Genomic DNA, 24,133 nt, shown 5'->3' with positions numbered 1-24,133 from the left:
TAAATTAAAACAGAAAACACAATGCTTTTTTATTTCTTAAGATAAAACTTTAACGTAGCCTAAAGCTTGGAGCCGAGAACCCGCTTTCCATTTCAAGTCCGTAATTACAAGCTAAGATTTTTAATACCAATTTAACTATTAAATCTCGTTAAGAGAGCGAAATTGCTTTTTTCATATATGACGCTGTGAATGATTTGCATAGCTGGGCTACGGAAATTGTGAACAAGGAAATATATGGAAAAATGAATGAGCTATATAGCGTTATTTGATGGTTAAATTGGTATAAGTATGTTCAAGAGCTTCCTGCCGGTCGCTTTTCAAATACAAAAAATCTAAAGCTTTTAATTTTACGGGCTTTCCATTGCAATCGGGGCTAAAATACTAACTTTCCAATTGCCGTTAGAATAGCTAACAAGTTTTGACTTTAAACCAACAAGAAAATCAACCCATATAGAATTAAGTAGTTTAGCCAAAGGCCTATATTTGGTAAAAGCACAAACTGAAAATAGGATTTTGACGAAGAAGTTGATGAAAGAATAATTATATTTTACAATCAAATTACACTATCAACCCTGCAAGAGTTCTAAACTCTTGCAGGGTTTTTAAAAAAGCATGTTTCCTAGCTATTGAACTATTAGCTTACATTAAACTTTGATTATTTGCAGAATTTTATATAACTTCAAGCAATAATTACAACTTGATATCATGAAAACGATTATAAAAACAGCAATATTTGTATTTTTCATTACAGCGAATGCCCAAGTTGACCCTATACTTGACCATACATGGACTATCGAAAAAATTGTAACCGAAGACGGAACCATAATTGCTGACTTAAATGCATTCGGAGAATATGATCAGTTAGACTTTTCAGACGAATTTAGTAGTGATGGCATAACTTTCTTTTATTATTTCTTACCTGACTGCGAAAGTAATGTTGTTTTTTTGGAAAACGAGCAATCTTTTTATAATGAAATTCTAGGTTGTACATTAAATTCTGATAGTTCAGATATCGGTGATTATTACAACGGTGTTTTCATACAAGGTTCAGAAGTTGTAACTTTTGATAATGAAGTAATGTCGAACGCCTACGGTCCTTTCAATTATGATTTTAGGTATGAAGGTGATTTAATCTACTTAGACATCACCAATACAAACGGAGAAGTAGCCACATTTTGGGCAAGCACCTTAAGCAATGATGATTTTGATAGAACTAATTTTTCACTTTATCCAAATCCTGTAGCTAATGAGTTATATGTTGAGAGTGAACTTGCAAAAATTGAACTTATTGAAATCTATAGTTTAAACGGCAAGCAAGTTTTAAAAGTAGATTTTCAGAAAAATAACCCGATTGATGTAAGTAATTTAGCCAAAGGCCTATATTTGGTAAAAGCACAAACAGAAAATAAGATTTTGACGAAGAAGTTGATAAAGGAATAATTTTTTTGTAATATGCTATCCAACCCTGCAAGAGTTCTGAACTCTTGCAGGGTTTTTAAAAAGCATATTTCCAACCTGTTTAAGCATTTGCTTACATTAAACTTTGATTATTTGCAGAATTTTTATGACTTCAAGCAATAATTACAACATTAGATGCAAGATTAAAGCACTAATTTGATATTGGTTTATACACCAAAAAACTCCCTAATATTTCTGCCGATTGCAAAGTAGTTTTCTCAAAAAATAGTATTTTTCAGCGAGAAATCAGGCAGCATGAATCCGAAGGAAAAAATCCAACAACTTACCGAAGAACTCCGTGAACACAATTACAAATATTATGTTTTAGATCAGCCAGAAATATCAGATTACGAGTTTGATATGAAGTTGAAAGAACTTCAAGAATTAGAAGAAAAATTTCCTGAGTTTCAAGATGAAAACTCGCCTACCAAACGTGTGGGTGGTGAAGTAACTAAAAATTTCCCCACGATTAAGCATGAACACCGAATGTATTCACTTTCCAATTCCTACTCCGAAGAAGATTTATTGGATTGGGAAAAACGAATTCTGAAAGTTGCTGAACAAGAAGTAGAATATGTTTGTGAACTGAAATACGATGGAGCTTCCATTAGTTTGACTTACGAAAACGGTAAATTTATCCAAGCGGTAACCCGTGGAGATGGAATTCAAGGTGATGAAGTTACACAAAACGTAAAAACCATCAAATCGGTTCCGTTGATTTTGAAAGGCGAACATCATCCTGAAAAATTTCACATTCGCGGAGAAATTGTGTTGCCTTACGAAGGTTTTGCAAAACTAAATGCAGAACGTGTTGAAAATGGAGAAGAACCCTATGCCAATCCTAGAAATACAGCTTCAGGGAGTTTGAAATTGCAAGATAGCTCCTTGGTAGCCAAACGGCCTTTAGATTGTTTGTTGTATTCTATTGTAGGTGAAAATGTGGGTTTAACTACCCAATTTGAAAGTTTAGAGAAAGCTAGAAACTGGGGATTTAAAGTTCCAGCTGAATCGAAGCTAGTCTGCAACATGAAGGAAGTCTTAGCTTTCATTGAATATTGGGACAAACACCGTCACGACTTGCCATACGAAACAGATGGAGTAGTGGTAAAGGTGAATAATTTGCAATTACAAGAAGAATTGGGTTTTACAGCCAAATCGCCACGTTGGGCAATGGCGTATAAATTTAAAGCCGAAGAAGCTTCCACCGTATTGAAGCAAATCACTTATCAAGTAGGAAGAACGGGAGCCATTACGCCAGTAGCTAATTTAGAAGCGGTTCAACTAGCGGGAACCACGGTTAAACGTGCTTCTTTGCACAACGCAGACCAAATTGAAAAGTTAGATGTCCGTGAAGGCGACACAGTTTTTGTGGAAAAAGGTGGCGAGATTATTCCGAAAATCACAGGAGTAGATTTCACTAAACGAGCAACGGATTCAAAACCTACGCAATACATTTCAAATTGCCCCGAATGTGGTTCAGAATTGGTTAGAGCCGAAGGTGAAGCGCTTCATTATTGCCCAAATGCCAGTGCGTGTCCACCACAAGTAATCGGCAGAATTCAACATTACATTTCCAGAAAAGCTCTGGATATTGAAGGTTTAGGTGGCGAAACGGTTGCCTTATTAGTAAATGAAGCTTTGATAAATAATTATGCCGATTTGTACACACTTCAAAAAGAAGATGTTTTGCCTTTAGAACGCATGGCAGAGAAGTCAGCTGAAAATTTAATCAACGGAATTGAAGCTTCCAAACAAGTTCCTTTTGAGCGGGTTTTATTTGGTTTGGGAATCCGTTATGTAGGCGAAACCGTAGCCAAAAAGTTAGCAAAACATTTTAAGCACATTGATAAACTGGCTGAAGCAACTTTGGAAGAATTGATTGCTGTTGATGAAATCGGCGAAAGAATAGCCGAAAGTGTAGTTGCCTTTTTTCAAGAAGAAAAAAGCCTTGAAATTATAGAACGCTTAAAGCAACACGGAGTTCAATTGCAAATTTCTGAAGAAGAGCTCGCAGGCCAAACCGACTTGCTTTCAGGTAAAACCTTTGTGATTTCTGGCGTGTTCGAAAAAGTTTCTCGAAGCGAGTTGAAAAAACTCATCGAAAAAAACGGAGGTAAAAATACCAGTTCCATTTCTAAGAAAACAGATTATTTGGTAGCAGGTGAAAATATGGGGCCTGCCAAGTTGAAAAAAGCAGAAGATTTAGGAGTGAATTTGCTTTCTGAAGATGAATTTCTGGAGATGGTAAATTTTGAATAGCCCTGACAGAACGGAAAACCCGCAAAGTACAACCCATTAAATACATGTTTTTTGAAAAGAGCGACCAACGGAAGCTCCTTTTGAAAAATTACATGTAGATTGGTTGCGCTGCGTATTTGAAGAGAAGGCAGGTTTCCGCTTCTAATGAATATCAAAAACTATCTCTATAGTTTGATTTGAAGCCGATGTCTAAATAATTCCTTATTTTTGCTTTCCTAACTTTTTAAAGTATTTATTCATGTCAATGACCAATATACCAAGTGTAGACTTAGCTGATTTTTTATCGGACGACCCCAAACGAAAACAAAAATTTGTAAACGAAATAGGAAGTGCTTACGAAGAAATTGGTTTTGTGGCACTTAAAAATCATTTTTTAGATGATGAGCTTGTAGAGAAGTTATATAAAGAAGTGAAATCCTTTTTTGCTTTACCTGAAGATACAAAAAGAAAATACGAAAGAGAAGACATTGGTGGGCAACGCGGCTATGTTTCCTTTGGTAAAGAACATGCAAAAGGCAAGAAAGAAGGCGATTTAAAAGAATTTTGGCACTTTGGTCAAGAACCCGATAAAAATGCAAACTTAACCGAAGAATATCCAGAAAATGTGGTAGTAAAAGAATTACCGCAGTTCAATGCTGTCGGAATGGAAGCTTATAAAATGTTGGAGAAAACGGGTATTTATGTTTTGCGTGCTTTGGCGCTACACATCGGTATAAAAGAACATTATTTTGATCATTGGGCAAGTAATGGAAATTCCATTTTAAGGCCGATACATTATCCGCCAATTACCGAAGAACCTAAAGGTGCAGTTCGCGCTGGTGCGCATGGAGACATCAATTTAATTACTTTGTTAATGGGCGCATCTACAGGCGGTTTGCAAGTACAACGTAAGGATGGAGAATGGATTGATGCCATTCCAAATGAAGACGAATTGGTCATTAACGTGGGCGATATGCTAGAACGCCACACCAATAATAAATTACGTTCTACCATTCACCGTGTGGTAAATCCACCAAAAGATGAATGGGGAAATCCACGCTATTCCATTCCATTTTTTATGCATCCTAGAAGCGAAATGAAATTGGATTGTTTAGAAGAATGTATTTCTGATGAAAATCCAAAACAATACGAAGACATTACTGCTGGCGAATTTTTGCATCAACGTTTGGTTGACATCGGTTTGATTAAAGATAAAAAGTAAAACTTGCATTCAATGGATTTACAAGACCAGTTGAAAAATTTATTTCCTGACCATCAACCTGATGAAGAAGTTTCAAAAGAAGCAGCTTCGGATGAAGGAATGTGGTTACAAGATGAACCCTTAGCGTGCCATTTTGAAAAACGTAAAGGAAAAGTAAATACCATTATTAAAGGCTACAACGGAAGCGCTGAAGATTTTAAAAAATTGGCAAAAACCTTAAAAAAAGAACTGGGCGTTGGTGGGAGTAGCAAAAACGAAGAAATTATTATTCAAGGAGATTACCGTAAGCAAATCATTCAAATTTTAGAAGAATTTGGTTTTAAAACCAAACGGGTAGGCGGTTAATTTACTTTTCAATTTAAATAACATGGAAACAAAAGATGCAAATGGAAATTTGCTACAAGATGGCGACACGGTTGTGTTGACTAAAGATTTAAAAGTAAAAGGAACATCAACTACTTTAAAACGCGGTACAAGCTTTAAAAATATTTATTTAACCAATACCATTGGCGAAATAGAATGTAGAAATAAAAAAATTAAAGGATTGGTTTTAAAAACCGAGTTTGTTAAAAAAGCATAAACATGCCCATAAAAGAATCTGAATTAATTATAAATCCTGACGGCAGTATATATCATATCAATTTAAAACCAGATGATATAGCCGACACCATTATTACTGTTGGCGATCAAAATAGAGTAGATCGAGTAGCACAATTTTTTGATGAAGTTATTTTTGAAACGCAAAAAAGAGAATTTAAAACCAAAACGGGTTATTATAAAGGAAAAAAACTAACAGTAATTTCATCAGGAATTGGTACGGATAATATCGATATTGTAATTAACGAGTTGGATGCCTTAGCCAATATCGATTTTAAAACCAGAACTGTAAAAGAAGAGAAAAAGAAATTGCATTTTGTGCGTATTGGTACTTCAGGTAGTTTACAAAAAGATGTTCCTGTAGATCGCTATGTGGCCTCTTCTGGCGGTGTTGGTTTCGATGGTTTGCTACATTATTATGCACAAGGAACCGATGTGATCAATCAGGAAATAACCCAAGCCTTAATTCAACATTTGCAAGATTCTCCTAAAAAAGCGGAACCTTATGTTGTAGATGCAAGTCAAAATCTATTAGATAAATTTAAAGCTTCAAATGAAAAGCATTTGCATTTTGGATTAACAGGAACCAATGTAGGTTTTTATGGCCCACAAGGTAGAGTTTTGCGTTTGCCACTTTCCAAACCAAATTTCATTGATAGTTTGGCTAGTTTCAGCTATCAAGAAAATAGAATTACCAATTTAGAAATGGAAACGAGTGCCATTTATGGCTTGTCGAAAATGTTAGGCCATGAAGCTTTATCTGTCAACGCTATTATTGCCAATAGAGCAATGGGAACATTCAGCAATCATCCCAAAGATTTAGTTGACGAACTTATTCAATTTGTGTTGGACACTTTAACCCAAGAAAATTAGTATGCATAAAGTTAGAGTTGGCGGTGTTCCCGAGCATTTTAATTATCCATGGCATCAAACTATACAAAAAGGTTCTTTTAAGGAAAAAGGAATTGATTTAGTTTGGAAAGATTTCCCTGGTGGAACTGGCCAAATGAGTGAAGCACTGGCTAGTAAAGAGTTAGATTTAGCCATTATGCTTACCGAAGGTAGCATTAAGCAAATTTGTGATGGTATGGATTTACGAATTGTCCAAAAGTTTGTAGATTCTCCATTACTATGGGGAATTTATGTAGACTATAATTCTGATTATAAAAACTTAGCCGATCTTGAAAACAAAACGGTAGCCATTAGTAGAGAAGGTTCAGGATCGCATTTAATGGCTTATGTAAATGCCAAAAATGAAAATTGGAACACACAAAATTTATCCTTTGAAACAGCAAACCATTTAGACGGAGCAGTTGAAGCGCTTCAACAAAATAAAGCTGATTATTTTATGTGGGAACATTTTACTACAAAACCTTTAGTTGATCAAAAAATATTTAAGCATATAGACGATTGTCCAACGCCTTGGCCTTGTTTTGTAATTGTAGCCAAAAATGAATTTATCCAACAACATCGGGAAATCTTGCACCAGATTTTAGAAGTAGTGAACCAACAAACCAAAGCCAATATCGGAAATCAAAATTTAGTTGAAGAAATAGCAGATGCCTATGGCTTAAAAATTCAAGATGTGGAGAAATGGATGAAAAGAACCAGATGGAGCCAAGATCAAATTACAGAACAAGATGTCAAAATTACTTTGGGTGAATTGAAAAGCCTTGATTTAGTTTCTGTTTCTGGAGATGAAGTTTTTTTTACAAAAAATTAAAATTTTTACGCAACCATTTACAATATAGTTAATCTACGTAGTAGAAATCATTAGTACTTTATGCTTATAACCATTTTATATATTTTAATTGCATTGATTTTAATCAATGTTTTTTTATTGATTTTTAGTTGCAATAGCCCTGATGATGAAGCTATAAAATCCTATAGAATAAAAATACGCTTTCCAAAGCAAAAAAAGCTTGAAGCTAATAAACCTTACCATTTAGCTGCCGACAAGTAAGATTAACACCGATTGCTATTTTTAACATCGAATAAAAAATACCTGCTAGCAGCAGGCTGATGTATCTGCATAATATCATCATAATTAAGTTACTACATTTTATTTTCAAATTGGTATTAAAAGTTTTCTGGAACTTTACCAGTTACTCCTTCAAATTCCGCCTTTAGTTCTGGCATTTCTTTATCTATATTCCCATTTACAAGAAAACTCTGCTTTATTTGAATTTGTTTCAATTTGTAATCAAAAACAATTGGAACAATAGGAACTTTTGCTTTTTCAGCGATGTAATAAAAGCCTGTTTTCCATTCTTTCACTTTTTTTCGAGTGCCTTCGGGAGTAATAGCTAATCGAAATTCATTTCTAGAATTAAAAATAGCTACAATTTGGTCTACTGTATTTTGCGATCTAGACCTATCAATTGGAGCGCCCCCCATCCATCTAAAATACAACCCAAAAATAGAATCGAATAATTCTTTTTTAGCGACATAATGAATATTTTGTTTGATTATTTTTCTAGCTAAAGCGCCAATATAAAAGTCATACCAGCTAGTATGTGGGGCAATAACCAAAACAGCTTTTTTGATCTTTGGGTCTAATTCGCCAACAATTCTCCAACCTAAAATATGTTTAAAAATCAACTTGGCTAACCAACGCATATGTAAATTCAATTGTTTTTCAAAAGTACATTTTTAGGAGTTTTATTTCAGCATATTTTTTCAACAAAAACCTTCAAACACCGGTTTCAATTAAACTTATACCGAATAAAATAGTCGAAATGTTAAACCTATGCGTATTGAAAGTTGAGATTTACCAATGCGTGTATATTTGAAACAAAAAAACTATGAAGCGACTCTGCTTGGCTATTTTTATTTTTTTAATTCAATTTGGATTTGCTCAACAGCCCCAAAAACCCAGTTCAGTAGAAGTGTTTGAAGCCATTAAGAAATTAAATTTCTTCGGAAATGTAATGTATGTGGCTGCTCATCCCGATGATGAAAACACGCGTTTAATCTCTTATTTTGCCAAGCATTATCATGCGCATACTACGTATATTTCTTTAACACGTGGCGACGGTGGACAAAACTTAATCGGAGCTGACTTAAATGAAAAGCTAGGTTTAATTCGAACTCAAGAATTACTGGAAGCCAGAAAAATTGATGGTGGGCACCAACTTTTTACTAGAGCAATCGATTTTGGTTATTCAAAAAATCCAGATGAAGCACTTTCAACTTGGAATGAAGAAGAAGTATTAGCCGATTTGGTTTATGCCATCAGAATGAACAAACCAGATATTATTGTCAATCGCTTTGATCATCGAACGCCTGGTACAACCCATGGACATCATACGGCTTCGGCTATTTTAGCCATGCAAGCTTTTGATTTGGCAGGTCAAAAGGATGCTTTCCCTGAACAATTAAATCAAGTGGAAACATGGCAACCCAAAGCCATTTATTTTAACGATTCTTGGTTTTTTTATGAAAGTAAAGAAGCTTTTCAGCAGGCAGACCATCAACAACATTTGGCTTTAAATATTGGTGAATTTTACGCTGATATTGGTCTTTCTAACAATGAAATTGCAGCTTTAAGCCGAAGCATGCACAAGTCGCAAGGTTTTGGAAATACAGGAACACGCGGCGATGAAGTGGAGTATATAGAATTGCTTAAAGGCGAATTACCCAACACAGAAAATTTATTTGCACATATTGAAACCAGTTGGGCAAGATTAAATACCAAAGCAGCTTCAAAAATTCAAAAACTGCTTAACAAAGCGGAAGCTGAGTTCGATTATCAAAATCCGAGTTCCAGTTTACCCAAATTAATAGCCGCTTATCAATTATTGGATAAAGCTGAAGATTCGTTTTGGAAAGCGAGAAAGTTAGCTGAGCTCGAAGATATAATTGTAGCTTGTTCAGGTTTGTTTTTAGAAGCTAGAACAAAAACGGCTTACACTAATCCAGGGAAAAAAGTTCAAGTTTTTATTGAAGCTACCAACCAGTCTGAAGCCAATGTACAACTGAAATCAGTTGAAGTTTTAGATAACAAAACAAACGCTATCAATTCTATATCATTACTTCCTAACCAAAAAAACGAATGGAAATCAGAAGTGCTAATCCCAGAAAATCAAAAACTGAGTAATCCGTTTTGGTTAGATAACAATCCTGCAAAAGCGTTGTATAAAGTTGATGAATTAGAACACCGAAACTTACCCGAATTAGAAAACAATTTGCCGGTTCAATTTCATATTGAAATAGATGGAGAACCCATTTCGATTACCCGAAACTTAATCTATAAGTTCAACGATCCAGTAGATGGTGAAGTCTATGAGAATTTTCACACCCTACCACCTGTTTCTTTAGCTTTTGAAAAAGAAATTATGGTTTTTTCAGATCAAAAACCCAAGCAAGTACATATCGAAGTTCAGAATTACGGGAGTAAAGAAAAGTTTCAAATTAACTTAGAAACAGCTTCGGGTTGGAAAGTTGAGCCCAATGTGTTTGAAGTTGAGTTTTCAAATTCAAACGAAACAAAAAAGCTTCAATTTAATATTACACCACCAAAAAATGCATCTGAGTTTCATTTGAAATCCACTGTAAAAACTTCAACAGGAAATTACGCTTCCAAAGTAGAATTAATTGATTATCCCCATATCGCACAACAAAGTTTGATTCAACCTAACAAATTAAAGTTGATTAAACTAGATGTAAATACTAAAGGTGAAAAAGTAGCATATATTCAAGGAGCCGGTGACAATGTAGCCCAAGCCATTTCAGAATTAGGCTACCTAGTTGAAGAATTTTCAGTAGATGAAATTTCAGCAGAAAAATTAACATCTTTTGATGCGGTTGTGGTCGGTATTCGAGCTTTCAACATCTATGAAGATTTAGCGATTAAAAAAGAGATTTTATTTGATTATGCAAAGCAGGGTGGAAATGTAATTGTTCAATACAATACCAGTCGAGGATTAAAAACAGAAATTAGTCCGCTGCCGCTTCAATTGTCCAGAAACCGTGTTACAGATGAATATGCTGAAGTTCAATTTTTAGCTGCAGCACATCCTGTATTGAATTCGCCTAACCAAATAACTTCTACCGATTTTGAAAATTGGGTGCAAGAACGCGGTTTGTACTTTTCAGATCAATGGAGTCCAGAATTTACGCCCATTTTAGGAATGCAAGACCCAAATGAACCTGTTTTAGAAGGAAGTTTGTTGGTTGCGCCACATGGAAAAGGTTATTTTACGTATACTGGCTTAAGTTTTTTTAGGCAACTTCCTGCCGGAGTTACTGGCGCTTATCGTTTATTTGCTAACTTATTATCCTTAGGAAATGAAGAATAAAACAAATTACAAATGGAGCAAAACTTATACATTACTACTTGTGCTTAATGTAGTTTATGTTTTGTTTTTCTATTGGTTCATGAAACAATATTAGCAAATGGATTGGATAGATGCAGTTGTACTGATTTTCACTTTGGCTTTTATTGTAATTTATGGAAGCTACAAATCTAGGGGAAGCAAAAATGTAAGCGATTTTATTAAAGGCGGAAACGAAGCCAAATGGTGGACGGTGGGTTTATCAGTCATGGCTACTCAGGCTAGTGCCATTACTTTTCTGTCAACACCAGGCCAAGCTTTTAACGATGGAATGGGATTTGTGCAATTTTATTTTGGCGTTCCCATAGCCATGATTATTATTTGCATGGTTTTTTTACCCATTTACCATAAATTAAAAGTATATACGGCTTACGAATATTTAGAATCTAGATTCGATCAAAAAACCCGAACCTTAACGGCATTGTTGTTTTTAATTCAGCGTGGTTTGGCTGCTGGAATTACCATTTTTGCTCCAGCTATTGTTTTATCGGCTGTAATTGGTTGGGATTTGTTTACGCTGAATATTATTATTGGCGTTTTAGTCATTATTTATACAGTTTCAGGTGGTACCAAAGCGGTAAACGTGACGCAAAAACAGCAAATGGCGGTGATATTTGCAGGCATGTTTGTGGCCTTTTTCTTTATTTTGAATCATTTGCCAGACGATATCAGCTTTAATAAAGCCCTAAAAATTGCGGGTTCTAGCGGTAAATTAGATGTATTGGATTTTTCTTTCGATTTTGAAAATCGATATACTTTTTGGAGCGGAATTTTAGGTGGGACTTTTTTGGCCTTATCTTATTTTGGAACCGACCAAAGTCAGGTACAACGTTATCTTTCGGCTCGTTCCTTACGTGAAAGTCAGATGGGTTTGCTCTTCAATGGATTTTTGAAAGTTCCCATGCAGTTTTTCATTTTGTTGGTAGGCATAATGGTTTTTGTGTTCTATCAATTTGAAACTGCTCCATTGAATTTTAATCCAGCTGCACAAAACGCAGTTTACGAGTCGGAATACAAAACAGATTATATAGATTTAGAAGAAAAGCTGCAATTAATTCAACATCAAAAGCAGGAAATTGCTTCTCAATTTGGTGATTTTACTGATGAAAATCAAGCTGAAATGAATGCACTTCAAGAAAAAGTCGCTTTGCTAAATACTCAGGAATTTGAAATCAGAGATGAAGCTAAACTACTCATTAAGCAGGCAGATGAAACCATAGAAACCAACGATAAAGATTATATTTTTATCAGTTTTATTCTGGATTTTTTACCCAAAGGATTGGTAGGATTATTATTGGCGGTTATTTTAAGTGCAGCCATGTCTTCTACGGCTTCAGAATTAAATGCCTTGGCGAGTACAACTACCATGGATTTATTTAAGCGCAATGTAAAGACCAAAAAATCAGACCGTTATTTTTTAAACGCATCTAAGTTGTTTACACTCGGCTGGGGGATTTTTGCCATAGCTTTTGCCTGCATTGCGTATTTATCTGACAATTTAATTCAGTTGGTCAACATTATAGGTTCTATTTTTTATGGTAATGTGTTGGGAATTTTCTTGTTAGCATTTTTCATTAATTACGTAAAAGCTAAATCGGTTTTTGTCGCTGCAATAATCACGCAAGCTATTGTGTTGTACGTTTGGTATATTGATTTAATGCCTTACTTGTGGCTTAATGTTTTTGGTAGTGCTTTGGTAATTTTAATCGCATTGGTTTTGGAAACTTTCAACAGGAATCGCGCATAAAAAAACTGCTTCAACGTCAATTGAAACAGTTTCTAAATGTTTTAAAGCTTAAAATTATTTAGCTTTCCATTCTTTAATCGATTCTTTATTCATTTTTACATAGTCTTGATTACCTGCTTTTTGGGCTGCTTTTAAAGACTCTTCAGCTATTTTAATCGCTTGTTTTTTCTTTCCCGCTTTACTGTAAATAAGCGATTGTTGTCTGAGCATCCAGAATGGTTTTTCATCTTGCATTTCCATAGCTATGTCAATCCATTCAACCGCTTGACCTATATCTTTACCTTCTTCTAAGTAGTATACTGCTGCACTATAGTAATCTCTTGCTTTAGGTTCGTCTTTTAAAGTTTCTGTAATGCTTTTCATTACTTTTTTCTCGGTTGGAACTTCTACAGGAAATTCTACCATTGTTTTTTCCCAAGCAATCTGAACTTTGGCCATTGAAGAAGTGATATCTTTGATTTGCAAAGTAAAATTTTCAATATGAGAATCAGTTGTTTGTGTTTTTACTTCAAATTGAGCTGCAACATGCTCTTCATTCCATTCTTCAGGTAAACCCCAATTATCTGTTTTGCTATACAAATATATAGTCCAGCTTTTTGGTTTGGGTAGCGAATAGATAGCGTAAGTTCCAGCTTTAACTTGTTTCCCTTGAACTATTACATCGTCTGAAAATGAAATGGTAGTGTTTGCATTTGCTCCCGTTCTCCAATTTTGATTGTAGGGCACCAAATCTCCGAAAATAGTTCTCCCTTTTACAGATGGTCTAGAATAAGCAAGTTGAACAGTAGTTAAGCCAACAACCTGTTCTGTTTTGGCACTTGTTGAAGGTTGTGGTGCGGTTACTTGCGCTGTTAAACCAATGGATAATAACCCGATAAAAATGTTTAGTAAATGTTTCATATTATGTTTTTTCCAAAATTAATGGTTTTTGAGTAAGTTTTTATATTTTTATGAACTATTAATAAAAATCCGCATGATTTATAAAAATACTAAATTTCACAAATACTCAGTATTACTAATTATTGTATTTGTTAGTTTCTCATGGAATGCTATTTCTCAAAGCAATCAAATCTGGACTAAACTTGATGCATCCAATTTAGATAAAAAAAATACCATTGAATATCGCTCCAAGTTCAAGAATTTTGATAAATATTCATTGAATAAAAAAGCTCTGATCAAAGCTTTGGAAAATACTCCTTTTCGTTTTACAAATATGAAAAGTAACTCAAAGGTTGAATTTCCTTCTGAAAATGGAAATTTTGAAACCTTTAGTATTTATCAGACTGAAGTGATGTCTTCAGGTTTAGCTGATCAATTTCCTGATATAAAAACTTACATTGGAGTTAGTGAATCAAATAAGAATGAAATACTGAATTTGACTATTACTTCTTACGGTGTTTATGGAATGATTACTAAAAGTGGAGCTTCATCATTTATAAATCCAATAAGTTATTCTGGTGATGTATACATGGTTTTTAATAAAAATCAAGCTTATACAGATCATTTAAATGCTGTTGTTTGTGAAGTGCAAGAACAAATACAAGAAGATGATTTTAATTGGGGAGCAAGTAGCAATTTAGTAGATAATACTACTTTAAAACGATATAGGTTAGCATTAGCATGTACTGGAGAGTATGCTGAATATCATATATCAGCTGCACAAGTAGCTACTTCAGCTCCTGATCAAGTTAAAAAGGATGCTGTTTTGGCTGCCATGGTAGTCAGCATAAACCGTATTAATTCTATTTATGAAAGGGACCTCGCCATTAATTTACAATTGATTGATAACAACGAAGATTTAATTCAGCTTGATCCAGATAACGATCCCTATACCAACAATAGTGGCGGAGTTATGCTTGGTCAAAACCAAACTCAAGTAGATAATGTAATAGGAACTGCAAATTACGATATTGGACATGTGTTTAGTACTGGAGGTGGGGGAATTGCATCTTCTCCATCTGTGTGTAATCCAAATTTCAAAGCCCAAGGAGTTACAGGTTCTTTTGCTCCTGTTGGAGATCCTTTTGATGTAGACTATGTTGCTCACGAAATAGGGCATCAATTTGGAGCATCCCACACCTTTAATAATTTTTGTGGTGGCAACAGAACAAATTCTACTGCTGTAGAAACAGGAAGCGGGAGTACCATTATGGCTTATGCTAATGTTTGTCCGCCCAATGTACAATCAGCAAGCGATGATTATTTTCATGTAGTTTCCATATCTCAAATTCAAAATTACGTAACTAATTCTACGGGTTCTTTTTGTTCAGAAGATATAGGGATATCAAACAATCCACCAACTATAGATGTTGAATTACAGGACTATACCATACCTAGTAATACAGCATTTTTTTTAGAAGTTGAAGCATCTGATGCAGATGGCGATGTTTTGACTTACACTTGGGAGCAACTGGATAATGAAATTTCTAATCAGCCACCTGAATCAACAAACACAAATGGGCCAAGTTTTAGATCTTTACCGCCAACTACTTCACCAAGACGTTATTTTCCAGACTTTACAACAGTATTAAATGGTAGTTTATCTTCTACTTGGGAAGTTATTCCAGATACAGCAAGGGAAATGGAATTTGGTGTTTTGGTAAGAGATAATAACTCAGAAGGCGGACAGAGTGAGCTTGGAACAACCGAAATTACTTTTGTTTCTGATGGTCCTTTTTCAGTAACATCACAAAATACATCGGGTATTATTTGGCAAGAAGGAGATACCGAGACCATTACTTGGGATGTTGCAAACACAAATAATGCACCTGTAAATTCTCCCGAAGTTGATATTTTACTATCTACCGATTCTGAATTGGATTTTGATGTTGTATTGGCTTCAAATGTTCCTAATAATGGTTCCGCAGATATTATAGTGCCAAATATTTATGGTCCTTCATGTCGGATTATGGTTAAAGCTTCAAACAGTATTTTTTATGCTGTAAATGAAGAGAACTTCACTATAGATTCTGATGTTTCACTAACATGTTTTACACCTGAAAACAACACTGTGCTGAATATTCCTGATGGTAATGGAGAAAATGAGCCTGGCACAACTGTTTCATCTTCTATAAATTTTGATCAAGATGTGGTAATTGAAACGATTAATGTACAAGTTGATATATCACACACTTATATTCAGGATTTGATAATTGAACTAACTGGTCCAAATGATGAATCTTTAGTTTTACTTGAAAGAGAGTGCGATGCAGAAGATGGAATTGTTGTTGAATTTAATGATGAAGGTTCGCCCATTCCAGATAATTGTACAAATCCACTTTCAGGAACTTTCCAGCCAAGTAACGGTAGCTTAAACCAATGGGTAGGAAGTATTGCTGAAGGAGAATGGACTTTGTCTTTAACAGATTGGTATAATCAAGATGATGGACAACTAAACTCTTGGTCTCTAGAAATATGTACAACTAGCTTATCTACTATTAATCAGGAAGCAAACAAATTTTCAATAATACCCAACCCAAATAACGGTAAATTTCAAGTTAATTTTTCTACTTTATCTGGAGCAGAAATAAATGGAAAGTTATATAATTTACAAGGCAGGCTAATTGAAAACCTTAAATTAGAACCAGGGATATTGAAGCAGGAAGTTCAATTTGATAATTTACAACAAGGAATGTATTTATTTCAAATAAATGATGGAGAAAATACATTGGTAGAAAAGCTAATAATCCGTTAGTTTTTTTAATTGTTCATTTTTAGCATAAATAATTCTGAAGCAATACCATCGGCTAAAAAAAGTGCATTGGGATGAATTTTAATAAAATCACCATCTCTAATGAGTAGTTCTTCATCTATTTTTTTAGGAAGATAATTTAATAAATAAGTCAAAAATTTAGCTCCAAATCTCTGCTCAACTTCTTTTGTAGATATTCCCCATTTTGTTCTAAGTCTTGTCATTACATATTCGTTGTACTGATCTATTGTATCTAGAACTTCAACTTCATGTGGTAGTTTATTTTCTTCAATACTTTTAATGTATTTACTATTATTAGAAACATTCCAGCTTCTTTTATTTTCTACTAAACTATGAGCTGAAGGTCCAATTCCTAAATAATTTTTACCCGTCCAATATGCAGTGTTATTTTTTGAATAGTAGTTGGGTTTTCCAAAATTTGAAAATTCATAATGATCGAAGCCTTGTTGTTTTAAAAATTCAACAAGTATTTCAAAATGGGTTTTCGCCAAATCATCATCAACTGGAGGGATAATTTCCTTTTCAATAAAATAATGCAAAGCCGTATTTGGCTCTACAGTTAGTGCATAACTGGAAACATGAGGAATATTTAATTCAATTACTTTTTCTAAATTTTTAATCCAGTCTTCTTCTGTTTGATCAGGAATGCCATAAATCAAATCTATTGAAATATTATCGAAATACTTTTTTGCTATGTTGATAGAACTCAATGCTTCATTGGCATTGTGTGCTCTATTCATCAATTTTAAATCGCGTTCAAAAAAAGATTGTACGCCAATGCTCAATCGGTTAATTGAAGTGCTTTTTAGCATGGCTAAATAACTTTCTTCTAGGTCGTCTGGATTGGCTTCTAAAGTGATTTCAGGCTGTTGTATGACATTGTAATTATTATAAATACAGTCTAAAATTTGTTTTAACTCTTCTTTTGAAAGTAGGCTAGGAGTGCCACCTCCAAAATAGATGGTTTCAATGGGTTTATGAAGTTCTTTTTTACGAAGTATTAATTCGTTACAAATTGCATTTACCAGTTTTGTTTTGTGCTTTAGAGAAGTTGAAAAATGGAAGTCGCAATAATGGCAAGCTTGTTTGCAAAACGGGATGTGAATGTAAATTCCCATATTTAATATTTTCCTTTCCAAAGTTGCTGAATACGACTTGCAATTTGTTGTTCTTTTGCATTTTGGCTTGGCGCAAAAAGTCTTGTGTTTTTTATTTCATCGGGAAGAAATTCCATTTCAACAAAATTATGTTTAAAATCGTGAGCGTATTTGTAGTCTGAGCCATAATCTAATTCTTTCATTAATTTTGTAGGAGCATTTCTCAAAGCTAAAGGAACGGCTAAATCTCCAGTTTCTTTAACTAAGGCTTGCGCTTTATTAATAGCCATGTAAGCAGAATTGCTTTTAGGCGAAGTTGCTAAATAAATTACACATTGGCTCAAAATAATTCTCGCTTCTGGAAAACCAACAGTATTTACAGCTTGAAACGTGTTATTTGCCATGACCAGCGCTGTAGGATTAGCCAAACCGATGTCCTCACTAGCTAAAATAATAAGTCTTCTGGCTATAAATTTTACATCTTCACCACCTTCAATCATTCTTGCCAACCAATATACACCAGCGTTTGGGTCGCTTCCTCGAATAGATTTAATAAAAGCAGAAATAATGTCGTAATGTTGTTCACCCGTTTTGTCATATCGTGCAGATCTTTGCTGAACAACCGCTTCCACTTTTTTGTTGTTGATGATGATTTCATCAGATTTATCTGAATTAACCACCAATTCAAAGTTATTGAGCAGTTTTCTAGCATCTCCACCGCTTAATTTAAGCAGAGCATCTGTTTGTTTTAGTGTAATTTTCTTTTCCTTTAAAAAAGTGTCTTCTTCAATTGCTTTATCTAGTAACAGGAGTAATTCTTTTTTGCTGAATTCATTTAGCGTGTATACCTGACATCTCGATAAAAGTGCGGGAATTACTTCAAAACTTGGGTTTTCTGTAGTTGCACCAATTAAAATTACCCAGCCTTTTTCTACCGCTCCTAAAAGCGAATCTTGTTGAGATTTGCTAAAACGATGGATTTCGTCTATAAAAAGTAAGGGTTGTTTGTTTTGAAAAAAACCATCGCTTTGTTTGGCTTTATCAATTACCATTCTAACATCTTTTACTCCAGAGTTAATAGCACTCAACGTATAAAAAGGTCTGTTAGCTTCTTTTGCAATTAAGTTGGCTAAGCTTGTTTTCCCAATTCCTGGTGGACCCCAAAACAGCATGGATGGTACAGAACCAGATTTTAAGATTTGTCGGATTGGTCCTGACTTTCCAACTAAGTGAGATTGCCCGATGTATTCGTCTAAATTATTTGGTCTGAGTCGCTCTGCTAAGGGTGCTGTCATTTTGCAAAATTACAATAATGATGACAATTTTTCTGTACTTTTAGCTTGGCTCTTTTTTTGTTTATAAGAAACTATGAAAAACAAGGTAACTTTTAATATTTTTCAGGTAATTCTAATTCCTTTCCTGTTTGTTTTTAGCCTCTGGATTGTGTATTGGATAGAATTACGTTTTGGATTCAATTTTAATGCGCATGGTCTAAAACCCAGAACATTTAGTGGTTTGCAAGGTGTTTTATTTAGTCCTTTTATTCACTCCAGTGTAGAGCATTTGTACAACAATAGCTTGCCCTTGTTTATTTTATTGGCAGCTTTGTTTTATTTCTACCCATCTGTAAAGTATAAAGTTTTATGGTGGGGTTTACTTGGAGCTGGCATTTTAACATGGATAATGGGAAGAGACTCATACCATATTGGTGCAAGTGGAGTAGTTTATATGCTTACATCTTTCTTATTTTTCAAAGGAATTTGGTCTAAAAACTATAGGTTAATTGCTTTGTCCTTAATTGTTGTGTTTTTATATGGCAGTATGGTTTGGGGAATTTTCCCACAACAAGAGCGAATTTCTTGGGAAGGACATTTAGGAGGACTTTTAATAGGAATTGTACTCGCTTTCTTATTTAAAGTGCCGTCTTCCTCAGAAAAAAAATATTACTGGGAAAAAGAGAATTTTCAAGAAGAAGACGACCCATTTCTTCAACAGTTTGATGAGCATGGAAATTTTATAACCGCTTCACAACTTGAAGCCGACGATGCTTCAAATTCTAGTGTAGATTGCACTGAAGATGTTCAGTTTCAATATAAGCTCTCCAAAAATAAAAAGGAATAGATTATTGTGTTTTTCTTCTCACTATTTCATAAAGCATTGCTCCACATGCAACGCTAACATTTAAAGATTCAATTGAGCCTAAGAGTGGTAATTTTACTTTAGCATCAACTTGTTTTAAAGTAGCATTGCTAATTCCTTTATTTTCATCACCCATAACTAAAGCTACTTTAGCATTTACTTCCTGATTGTAAATGTAATTATCTGTTTTTTCTGTTGCAGCAATTAACTGTATGCCACTAGATTGAAAGTAAAACAATGCATCATGAACGTGATCTACTTTACAAATAGGAATTTTGAAAATTGCTCCTGCTGATGTTTTAACGGTGTCTTTGTTTACTCCAGCCGAATTGTTTTTAGGAAGAATAATAGCATCTACTCCTGTGCACTCTGCTGTTCTAATAATTGATCCTAAATTTCTTACATCGGTTACGCCATCTAAGACTAGAAACAAAACACTTTCTTTTTTACTTAAAATAGATTCTATTATGGTTTCAAAATCTGCAAATTTTACTGGTGAAGTAAAAGCGATGATTTCTTGATGATTTAGATTTTCGTATTTTCTAAATTTCACCTGTGGTACAAAACTAACTTTAACTTGTTGTTCTTTGGCTAACTGAGTAATTTCCTCGTAAAATTCGTTACGTTGTCCCTTGTTTAGTATTATTTTCTCAATGCTTTTTTCGCTTTTTAAGGCTTCAATTACACTGTGTGCACCGTAAATAATTTCTTCTTTTTCCATGGTTATAAATCAACTGAATAAGATGCAAAGATAGGTAATGAACATGGATATTGACTTATAAACCAAAAAGGAGTAGTGTTGTAAATAAAAATTATCTTTTTACAATCTTTTTAGTGATGTAATTAGACCCATTTTTTAAAACTAAAAAATAAATACCTGAATCTAAATTAGACACATCTAATTGGTCTGTCATTTTTTGTTTCAACATTTTTTTGCCATTAAGGTCAAAAACATTTAGTTCTTCAATTGGAAAATCAGTTTTTATGTACAGTGTTCCTGAAGTTGGATTTGGGTAAATGTTTACATCTGTTATTTCAAAATCCTGTTGACTCAAAACATTATTGCATTGAGTTAAATCCGGATTACCTTCTAAAGGTTCACCAGGTGTTAATTCATGATTTGTAAAAGCAGGATAATCTGAAGCATATTTAGTAGCTCTGAACAGTAAGTTATTTCCAGGTGCTTCTTCACCTTGGTTTACTGCTGTATTGTTAGAATTACTTTCTGGGTTTTGATATTCCCATACTAGGTTTTCGTTTTCATCAATTTCAAATATTCTGCCAGATATACCTTCACAGATTAGAATGTTTCCGTTGGGTAATCTCTGAGCACTACTCACTATATGCGAATAAAATGGAGATGGATTTTCAGACAAATCCGAATATATATAATCAGCACTTACTGGACCATAAGCTGATTCATTTTCTATAGTGTAAAAACCAGGTGTATTTGTGGGAGGTGTTAAAATTAGTACCTCCGAAAATTCAGGTGTACGTTGAAAACCGTTGTTGAATAGCATGATTTTGCCTTCATCATCTAATCCTGGCTCTATAAAATAGGGAGTATGTTGTCCGAATAGAGTTCTATCTTCAGCTGTACCTTGTTGATATGCTTGCGGATTTCCCCATCTGTACAACAAATCACCACCTTTTCCATAAGTACCACCATTGCTAGTAGCTGCTTCTTGCGTTGTTGTAGAGTGGTCTATAATATAGATTTCACTCAAGTTTCTACAACTAATAACAATTTGATCTAATTCTTCATCATATTGGATAGAGTTAAAGTGCAACCAATTTTCTGAGCCACTAGCACCATTTAAGAAATTGATATCTAGCTTTTCAGGAGAATTGGCAACATTTCCAAAGTTGAGTTTAGAATTGTCAAAATCTTGAATTAAATGGTCTTTTATGTTCCATTCCCAGACTATATTAGCTTGGGCTGCGCCAATGGGTTCTACTTCAATTATCTGTTCATTGTAGAGTCTATTGTCGGGTAATAAATTTGGATCTCGGCCTGCATCAATCGCTTCTTCTTCTGTCATGATGGTAGCAGCTAAAATTAAAACATTTCCGTTAGGCATAGGATATACATCGTGATGTTGTCTGTTATTTTCATCGTTGTATAGATAAGACCAAATAAGATTACCATTCCAATCAAATAGTTCTATTATGCCGCCAGCACCACCCATAGAGATGCTACTGCCTGATTCTACTCTGCCAGCTCTTAACAAATTTCCATTAGGCAAAAGGTATACTGCGTTGCCTGGTGGGTAAACGCTGTTCCATTCATTCATGACTTCACCACAATTGTTTATTAAATAGGAATTTGTTCCAATATTTAATAAAGTAAACCCATCATATACATCACTTGTAACGAATGTTGTTCCAACCGTATTTTGCGCATTTGCAAATTGGCAGATGAGAATCACTAAAGTAGATAATATGTATTTTTTTAATTTGTGAATCATAAAAATAACGAATTTGAGAATCAGTAAATTTTCTCCTGATTTATTTTCTTAACGAGTTGATTAAAGCATATTATGTTAATCTTGCTTTACAGTATTAAATAACAAACTCCTATTTCCAAAATATTTGAAAGTAGGAGTTTGCTATTATTTATTGAAATATTTTATTTCTTAATAAATTTTGAATTGTAGTTGCTATTACCCGTTGTTATGTTCATAATATAAGTACCTTTATTTAAATTACTTACATCAACTCGTAAATTATTGTCTTGTTTTTTGTTGACTTTTTCTTGATGAACTAGTTTACCCATTAAATCATAAATTCTTATGATTCCATCGTTTGCTAATAAATTATCACCAAAGCTAATATTGATGTAGTTTTCAGCAGGGTTTGGCCAATAGTTTAAATCAAACTCGCTTACAAAATCTTCATTGTTTAATGTAGTTGAATCAATACCAGTTACTACCACACTAACATCTTGTTGGTTATTGGTTAGCGAACCTTTGTGAGAAATTTCAACAGTATACACAGTTCCTGCAGTTGGGTTATCTACAATTACTTGTTCTACATTATCAACAATGTTATCTTCTTTTATTGCAGGTGCAGTAACATCGCTTAATTGTAACTTCCAAGGCAAAAAGGTTTCTTGGTTTAAAGTCACTCTTAAATCTAAGTCATTTACCAATGCAGGAGTTGGAGAATTTTCAGTATTATTAATGGCTGTGCCAGCAGGGTCGTTCCATACAATCATCGCTTTAATAGCTTCATCGCCATTTGCTGTTACTTGAAATGTAATGGTTTCTCCTTCTGATAAATTTTGCTCACTTACTACAGATGAACCAGCTTCTTTATCTAATATAGCATTTGCTGCTTTTTCAGAATTCAATATTCCCCATCCATAAGTTGCATCTGGTCCAGCATTTCCAGCATCAGAAGCAGTGTTTAATGCAACCGCTTTAAGTGTTGCAGATTTTAAGAATTGTCCGTATTCATTATTAAATAATTCTTGTAATAAAATCAGGCTTCCTGCTACTCCAGGCCCTGCCATAGATGTACCTGTAGCGGTTCCGTATGCATCGTCTGCTTGGTTTCCTGTAGATAGGATATCTGTTCCCATTCCGCCAATGTCTGGTTTTATTCTACCATCATCCGACGGGCCTCGGCTACTTGAGTTGTTAATGCTCGATATTATTAAATCTCCAAAGTAGGTAACACTACTAACATTAGCAACTACCATGTTGTTTTTCGAGTTTTTTTCGCCTGTAAGTTTATCAAAATTTGGTGCTAAACCACCTTCATATTGATCGTTTCCATTATTTCCTGCTGAAAAAACAGCTAAGTGAAATGGATTATTATTAGCAATCAAGTCCCATGTTCTCGCGTCATTGTTATATGCACCCATATAACTCACGGGCAAAGTTCCATTGTCTTGCACGATTGAAACTCCGTAGGAGTGGTTTGATATTAGCAAATTTATTTCATCTATAGCGTCAGCTATCTCACTTGTAACATTGTTAGTATTGTAATTCCAAACTATGGATTTTGGTGCCATACCTCTCGATTCAGTATTTAATCCGCTTGCGGCTATTGTTCCTGTAACGTGAGTTGAGTGGAAAGTTTGGTTTCCGCTACCATCTTTTACAATTACTCTACTTCCTAATTCATCAGCATATTCTACATGAGATGTTCTCGTAATTCCGCCAACTTCCCATACACCCACTACCAAGTTTTCACCTTCTAGGTCTAAACCCAAACTTCCACCTGGCCATAAACTCGATGTAAATGTATTGTCTGCTGCTCCAGCGTTATCTGTTGACCTATAAATTGGTTTCCCATCAACGATATCGTGAATTACCTGTATAACATGCCCTTTTGTTTTTGTTCTAGGTGCGTCATTACTTTTCAAGTATTCTTCAACTCTTTCAATTCTTTCTTTAGTAATGCTTTTTATTTCAGCTCTTATGTTTCTATCACTAGTTAACTGCGCATTTATTTGCACGCCCATAAGGACTAAAATACTGAATAACACAATTTTCATTATTTCTTTCATAACTCTATTTTTACACAAAAATAAAAAAACCTGACATTAAGATGTCAGGTTTTAATATAATTTATTTATAT

The 24,133-nt window shown here is 34.2% G+C and carries 18 protein-coding genes and 1 pseudogene; 12 read left to right on the top strand and 7 right to left on the bottom strand.

Annotated elements, in window-relative coordinates:
• Nucleotides 1-441: 441 nt before the first annotated feature.
• The 8 genes and pseudogenes from IEV72_RS13720 to IEV72_RS00490 all read left to right on the top strand — a co-directional run.
• Nucleotides 442-540 (top strand): annotated as a pseudogene (locus IEV72_RS13720) (T9SS type A sorting domain-containing protein); the annotation flags it as partial.
• Nucleotides 541-705: 165 nt separating this feature from the next.
• A complete protein-coding gene (locus IEV72_RS00520; protein ID WP_188457123.1) occupies nucleotides 706-1,440 on the top strand; it encodes a T9SS type A sorting domain-containing protein in 735 nt (244 codons plus the stop codon).
• 273 nt (nucleotides 1,441-1,713) lie between these two features.
• Nucleotides 1,714-3,717, top strand: coding sequence for an NAD-dependent DNA ligase LigA (gene ligA / locus IEV72_RS00515; protein ID WP_188457122.1), 2,004 nt, complete (start codon nucleotides 1,714-1,716; stop codon nucleotides 3,715-3,717).
• Nucleotides 3,718-3,961: 244 nt separating this feature from the next.
• Nucleotides 3,962-4,918, top strand: coding sequence for an isopenicillin N synthase family dioxygenase (locus IEV72_RS00510; protein WP_188457121.1), 957 nt, complete (start codon nucleotides 3,962-3,964; stop codon nucleotides 4,916-4,918).
• A 12-nt stretch (nucleotides 4,919-4,930) separates the two neighbouring features.
• Nucleotides 4,931-5,263: a translation initiation factor gene (locus tag IEV72_RS00505; RefSeq protein ID WP_188457120.1), complete on the top strand. Its 333-nt coding sequence runs from the start codon at nucleotides 4,931-4,933 to the stop codon at nucleotides 5,261-5,263.
• A 22-nt stretch (nucleotides 5,264-5,285) separates the two neighbouring features.
• A complete protein-coding gene (locus IEV72_RS00500; protein ID WP_188457119.1) occupies nucleotides 5,286-5,498 on the top strand; it encodes an alkylphosphonate utilization protein in 213 nt (70 codons plus the stop codon).
• A gap of 2 nt (nucleotides 5,499-5,500) precedes the next feature.
• On the top strand, nucleotides 5,501-6,388 hold the full coding sequence (locus IEV72_RS00495; RefSeq protein WP_188457118.1) for a nucleoside phosphorylase: 888 nt from the start codon (nucleotides 5,501-5,503) through the stop codon (nucleotides 6,386-6,388).
• 1 nt (nucleotide 6,389) lies between these two features.
• Complete coding sequence (locus IEV72_RS00490) at nucleotides 6,390-7,238, top strand: substrate-binding domain-containing protein (protein ID WP_188457117.1); 849 nt, start codon at nucleotides 6,390-6,392, stop codon at nucleotides 7,236-7,238.
• Between the two features lie 356 nt (nucleotides 7,239-7,594).
• On the opposite strand, the gene IEV72_RS00485 is transcribed toward IEV72_RS00490, so the two are convergent.
• The gene (locus tag IEV72_RS00485) at nucleotides 7,595-8,134 is read right to left on the bottom strand and encodes a 1-acyl-sn-glycerol-3-phosphate acyltransferase (RefSeq protein WP_188457116.1); all 540 of its coding nucleotides are present in this window, start codon (nucleotides 8,132-8,134) and stop codon (nucleotides 7,595-7,597) included.
• A 185-nt stretch (nucleotides 8,135-8,319) separates the two neighbouring features.
• On the opposite strand from IEV72_RS00485, the gene IEV72_RS00480 reads away from it, so the two are divergent.
• Together IEV72_RS00480 and IEV72_RS00475 are read left to right on the top strand one after the other, a co-directional pair.
• Entirely contained in the window at nucleotides 8,320-10,815 is a 2,496-nt protein-coding gene (locus IEV72_RS00480; RefSeq protein WP_188457115.1) for a PIG-L family deacetylase, read from the top strand.
• Between the two features lie 97 nt (nucleotides 10,816-10,912).
• Nucleotides 10,913-12,598 carry a sodium:solute symporter family protein gene (locus tag IEV72_RS00475; protein WP_188457114.1) on the top strand — a complete coding sequence of 562 codons (1,686 nt, stop codon included), beginning with the start codon at nucleotides 10,913-10,915 and terminating at the stop codon, nucleotides 12,596-12,598.
• Between the two features lie 54 nt (nucleotides 12,599-12,652).
• On the opposite strand, the gene IEV72_RS00470 is transcribed toward IEV72_RS00475, so the two are convergent.
• Nucleotides 12,653-13,498 (bottom strand): DUF2911 domain-containing protein, encoded by an 846-nt coding sequence (locus IEV72_RS00470; RefSeq protein ID WP_188457113.1) that lies wholly within the window; start codon nucleotides 13,496-13,498, stop codon nucleotides 12,653-12,655.
• 313 nt (nucleotides 13,499-13,811) lie between these two features.
• Between IEV72_RS00470 and IEV72_RS00465 the strand changes: the two genes are divergently transcribed.
• The gene (locus tag IEV72_RS00465; RefSeq protein WP_188457112.1) at nucleotides 13,812-16,292 is read left to right on the top strand and encodes a zinc-dependent metalloprotease family protein; all 2,481 of its coding nucleotides are present in this window, start codon (nucleotides 13,812-13,814) and stop codon (nucleotides 16,290-16,292) included.
• A 5-nt stretch (nucleotides 16,293-16,297) separates the two neighbouring features.
• On the opposite strand, the gene hemW is transcribed toward IEV72_RS00465, so the two are convergent.
• The gene (hemW, locus tag IEV72_RS00460; protein WP_188457111.1) at nucleotides 16,298-17,428 is read right to left on the bottom strand and encodes a radical SAM family heme chaperone HemW; all 1,131 of its coding nucleotides are present in this window, start codon (nucleotides 17,426-17,428) and stop codon (nucleotides 16,298-16,300) included.
• 2 nt (nucleotides 17,429-17,430) lie between these two features.
• Nucleotides 17,431-18,702: a replication-associated recombination protein A gene (locus IEV72_RS00455; RefSeq protein WP_188457110.1), complete on the bottom strand. Its 1,272-nt coding sequence runs from the start codon at nucleotides 18,700-18,702 to the stop codon at nucleotides 17,431-17,433.
• 73 nt (nucleotides 18,703-18,775) lie between these two features.
• Here IEV72_RS00455 and IEV72_RS00450 point away from each other — a divergent pair, with 73 nt between their 5' ends.
• Nucleotides 18,776-19,528, top strand: a complete 753-nt coding sequence (locus IEV72_RS00450; RefSeq protein ID WP_188457109.1) for a rhomboid family intramembrane serine protease — start codon at nucleotides 18,776-18,778, stop codon at nucleotides 19,526-19,528.
• A 1-nt stretch (nucleotide 19,529) separates the two neighbouring features.
• On the opposite strand, the gene rlmB is transcribed toward IEV72_RS00450, so the two are convergent.
• The 3 genes from rlmB to IEV72_RS00435 all read right to left on the bottom strand — a co-directional run bounded on the left by rlmB (nucleotide 19,530) and on the right by IEV72_RS00435 (nucleotide 24,062).
• Entirely contained in the window at nucleotides 19,530-20,267 is a 738-nt protein-coding gene (gene rlmB / locus IEV72_RS00445; protein ID WP_188457108.1) for a 23S rRNA (guanosine(2251)-2'-O)-methyltransferase RlmB, read from the bottom strand.
• 91 nt (nucleotides 20,268-20,358) lie between these two features.
• A complete protein-coding gene (locus IEV72_RS00440; protein WP_188457107.1) occupies nucleotides 20,359-22,014 on the bottom strand; it encodes an aryl-sulfate sulfotransferase in 1,656 nt (551 codons plus the stop codon).
• 161 nt (nucleotides 22,015-22,175) lie between these two features.
• Nucleotides 22,176-24,062 carry a S8 family serine peptidase gene (locus tag IEV72_RS00435; RefSeq protein ID WP_188457106.1) on the bottom strand — a complete coding sequence of 629 codons (1,887 nt, stop codon included), beginning with the start codon at nucleotides 24,060-24,062 and terminating at the stop codon, nucleotides 22,176-22,178.
• Between the last annotated feature and the right edge of the window lie 71 nt (nucleotides 24,063-24,133).

This window comes from Psychroflexus planctonicus (assembly GCF_014640195.1).
GTDB classification, from domain to species: domain Bacteria; phylum Bacteroidota; class Bacteroidia; order Flavobacteriales; family Flavobacteriaceae; genus Psychroflexus; species Psychroflexus planctonicus.
Note: the sequence above shows the minus strand (reverse complement) of the source record. Positions and strands in the feature narration are given on the sequence as shown.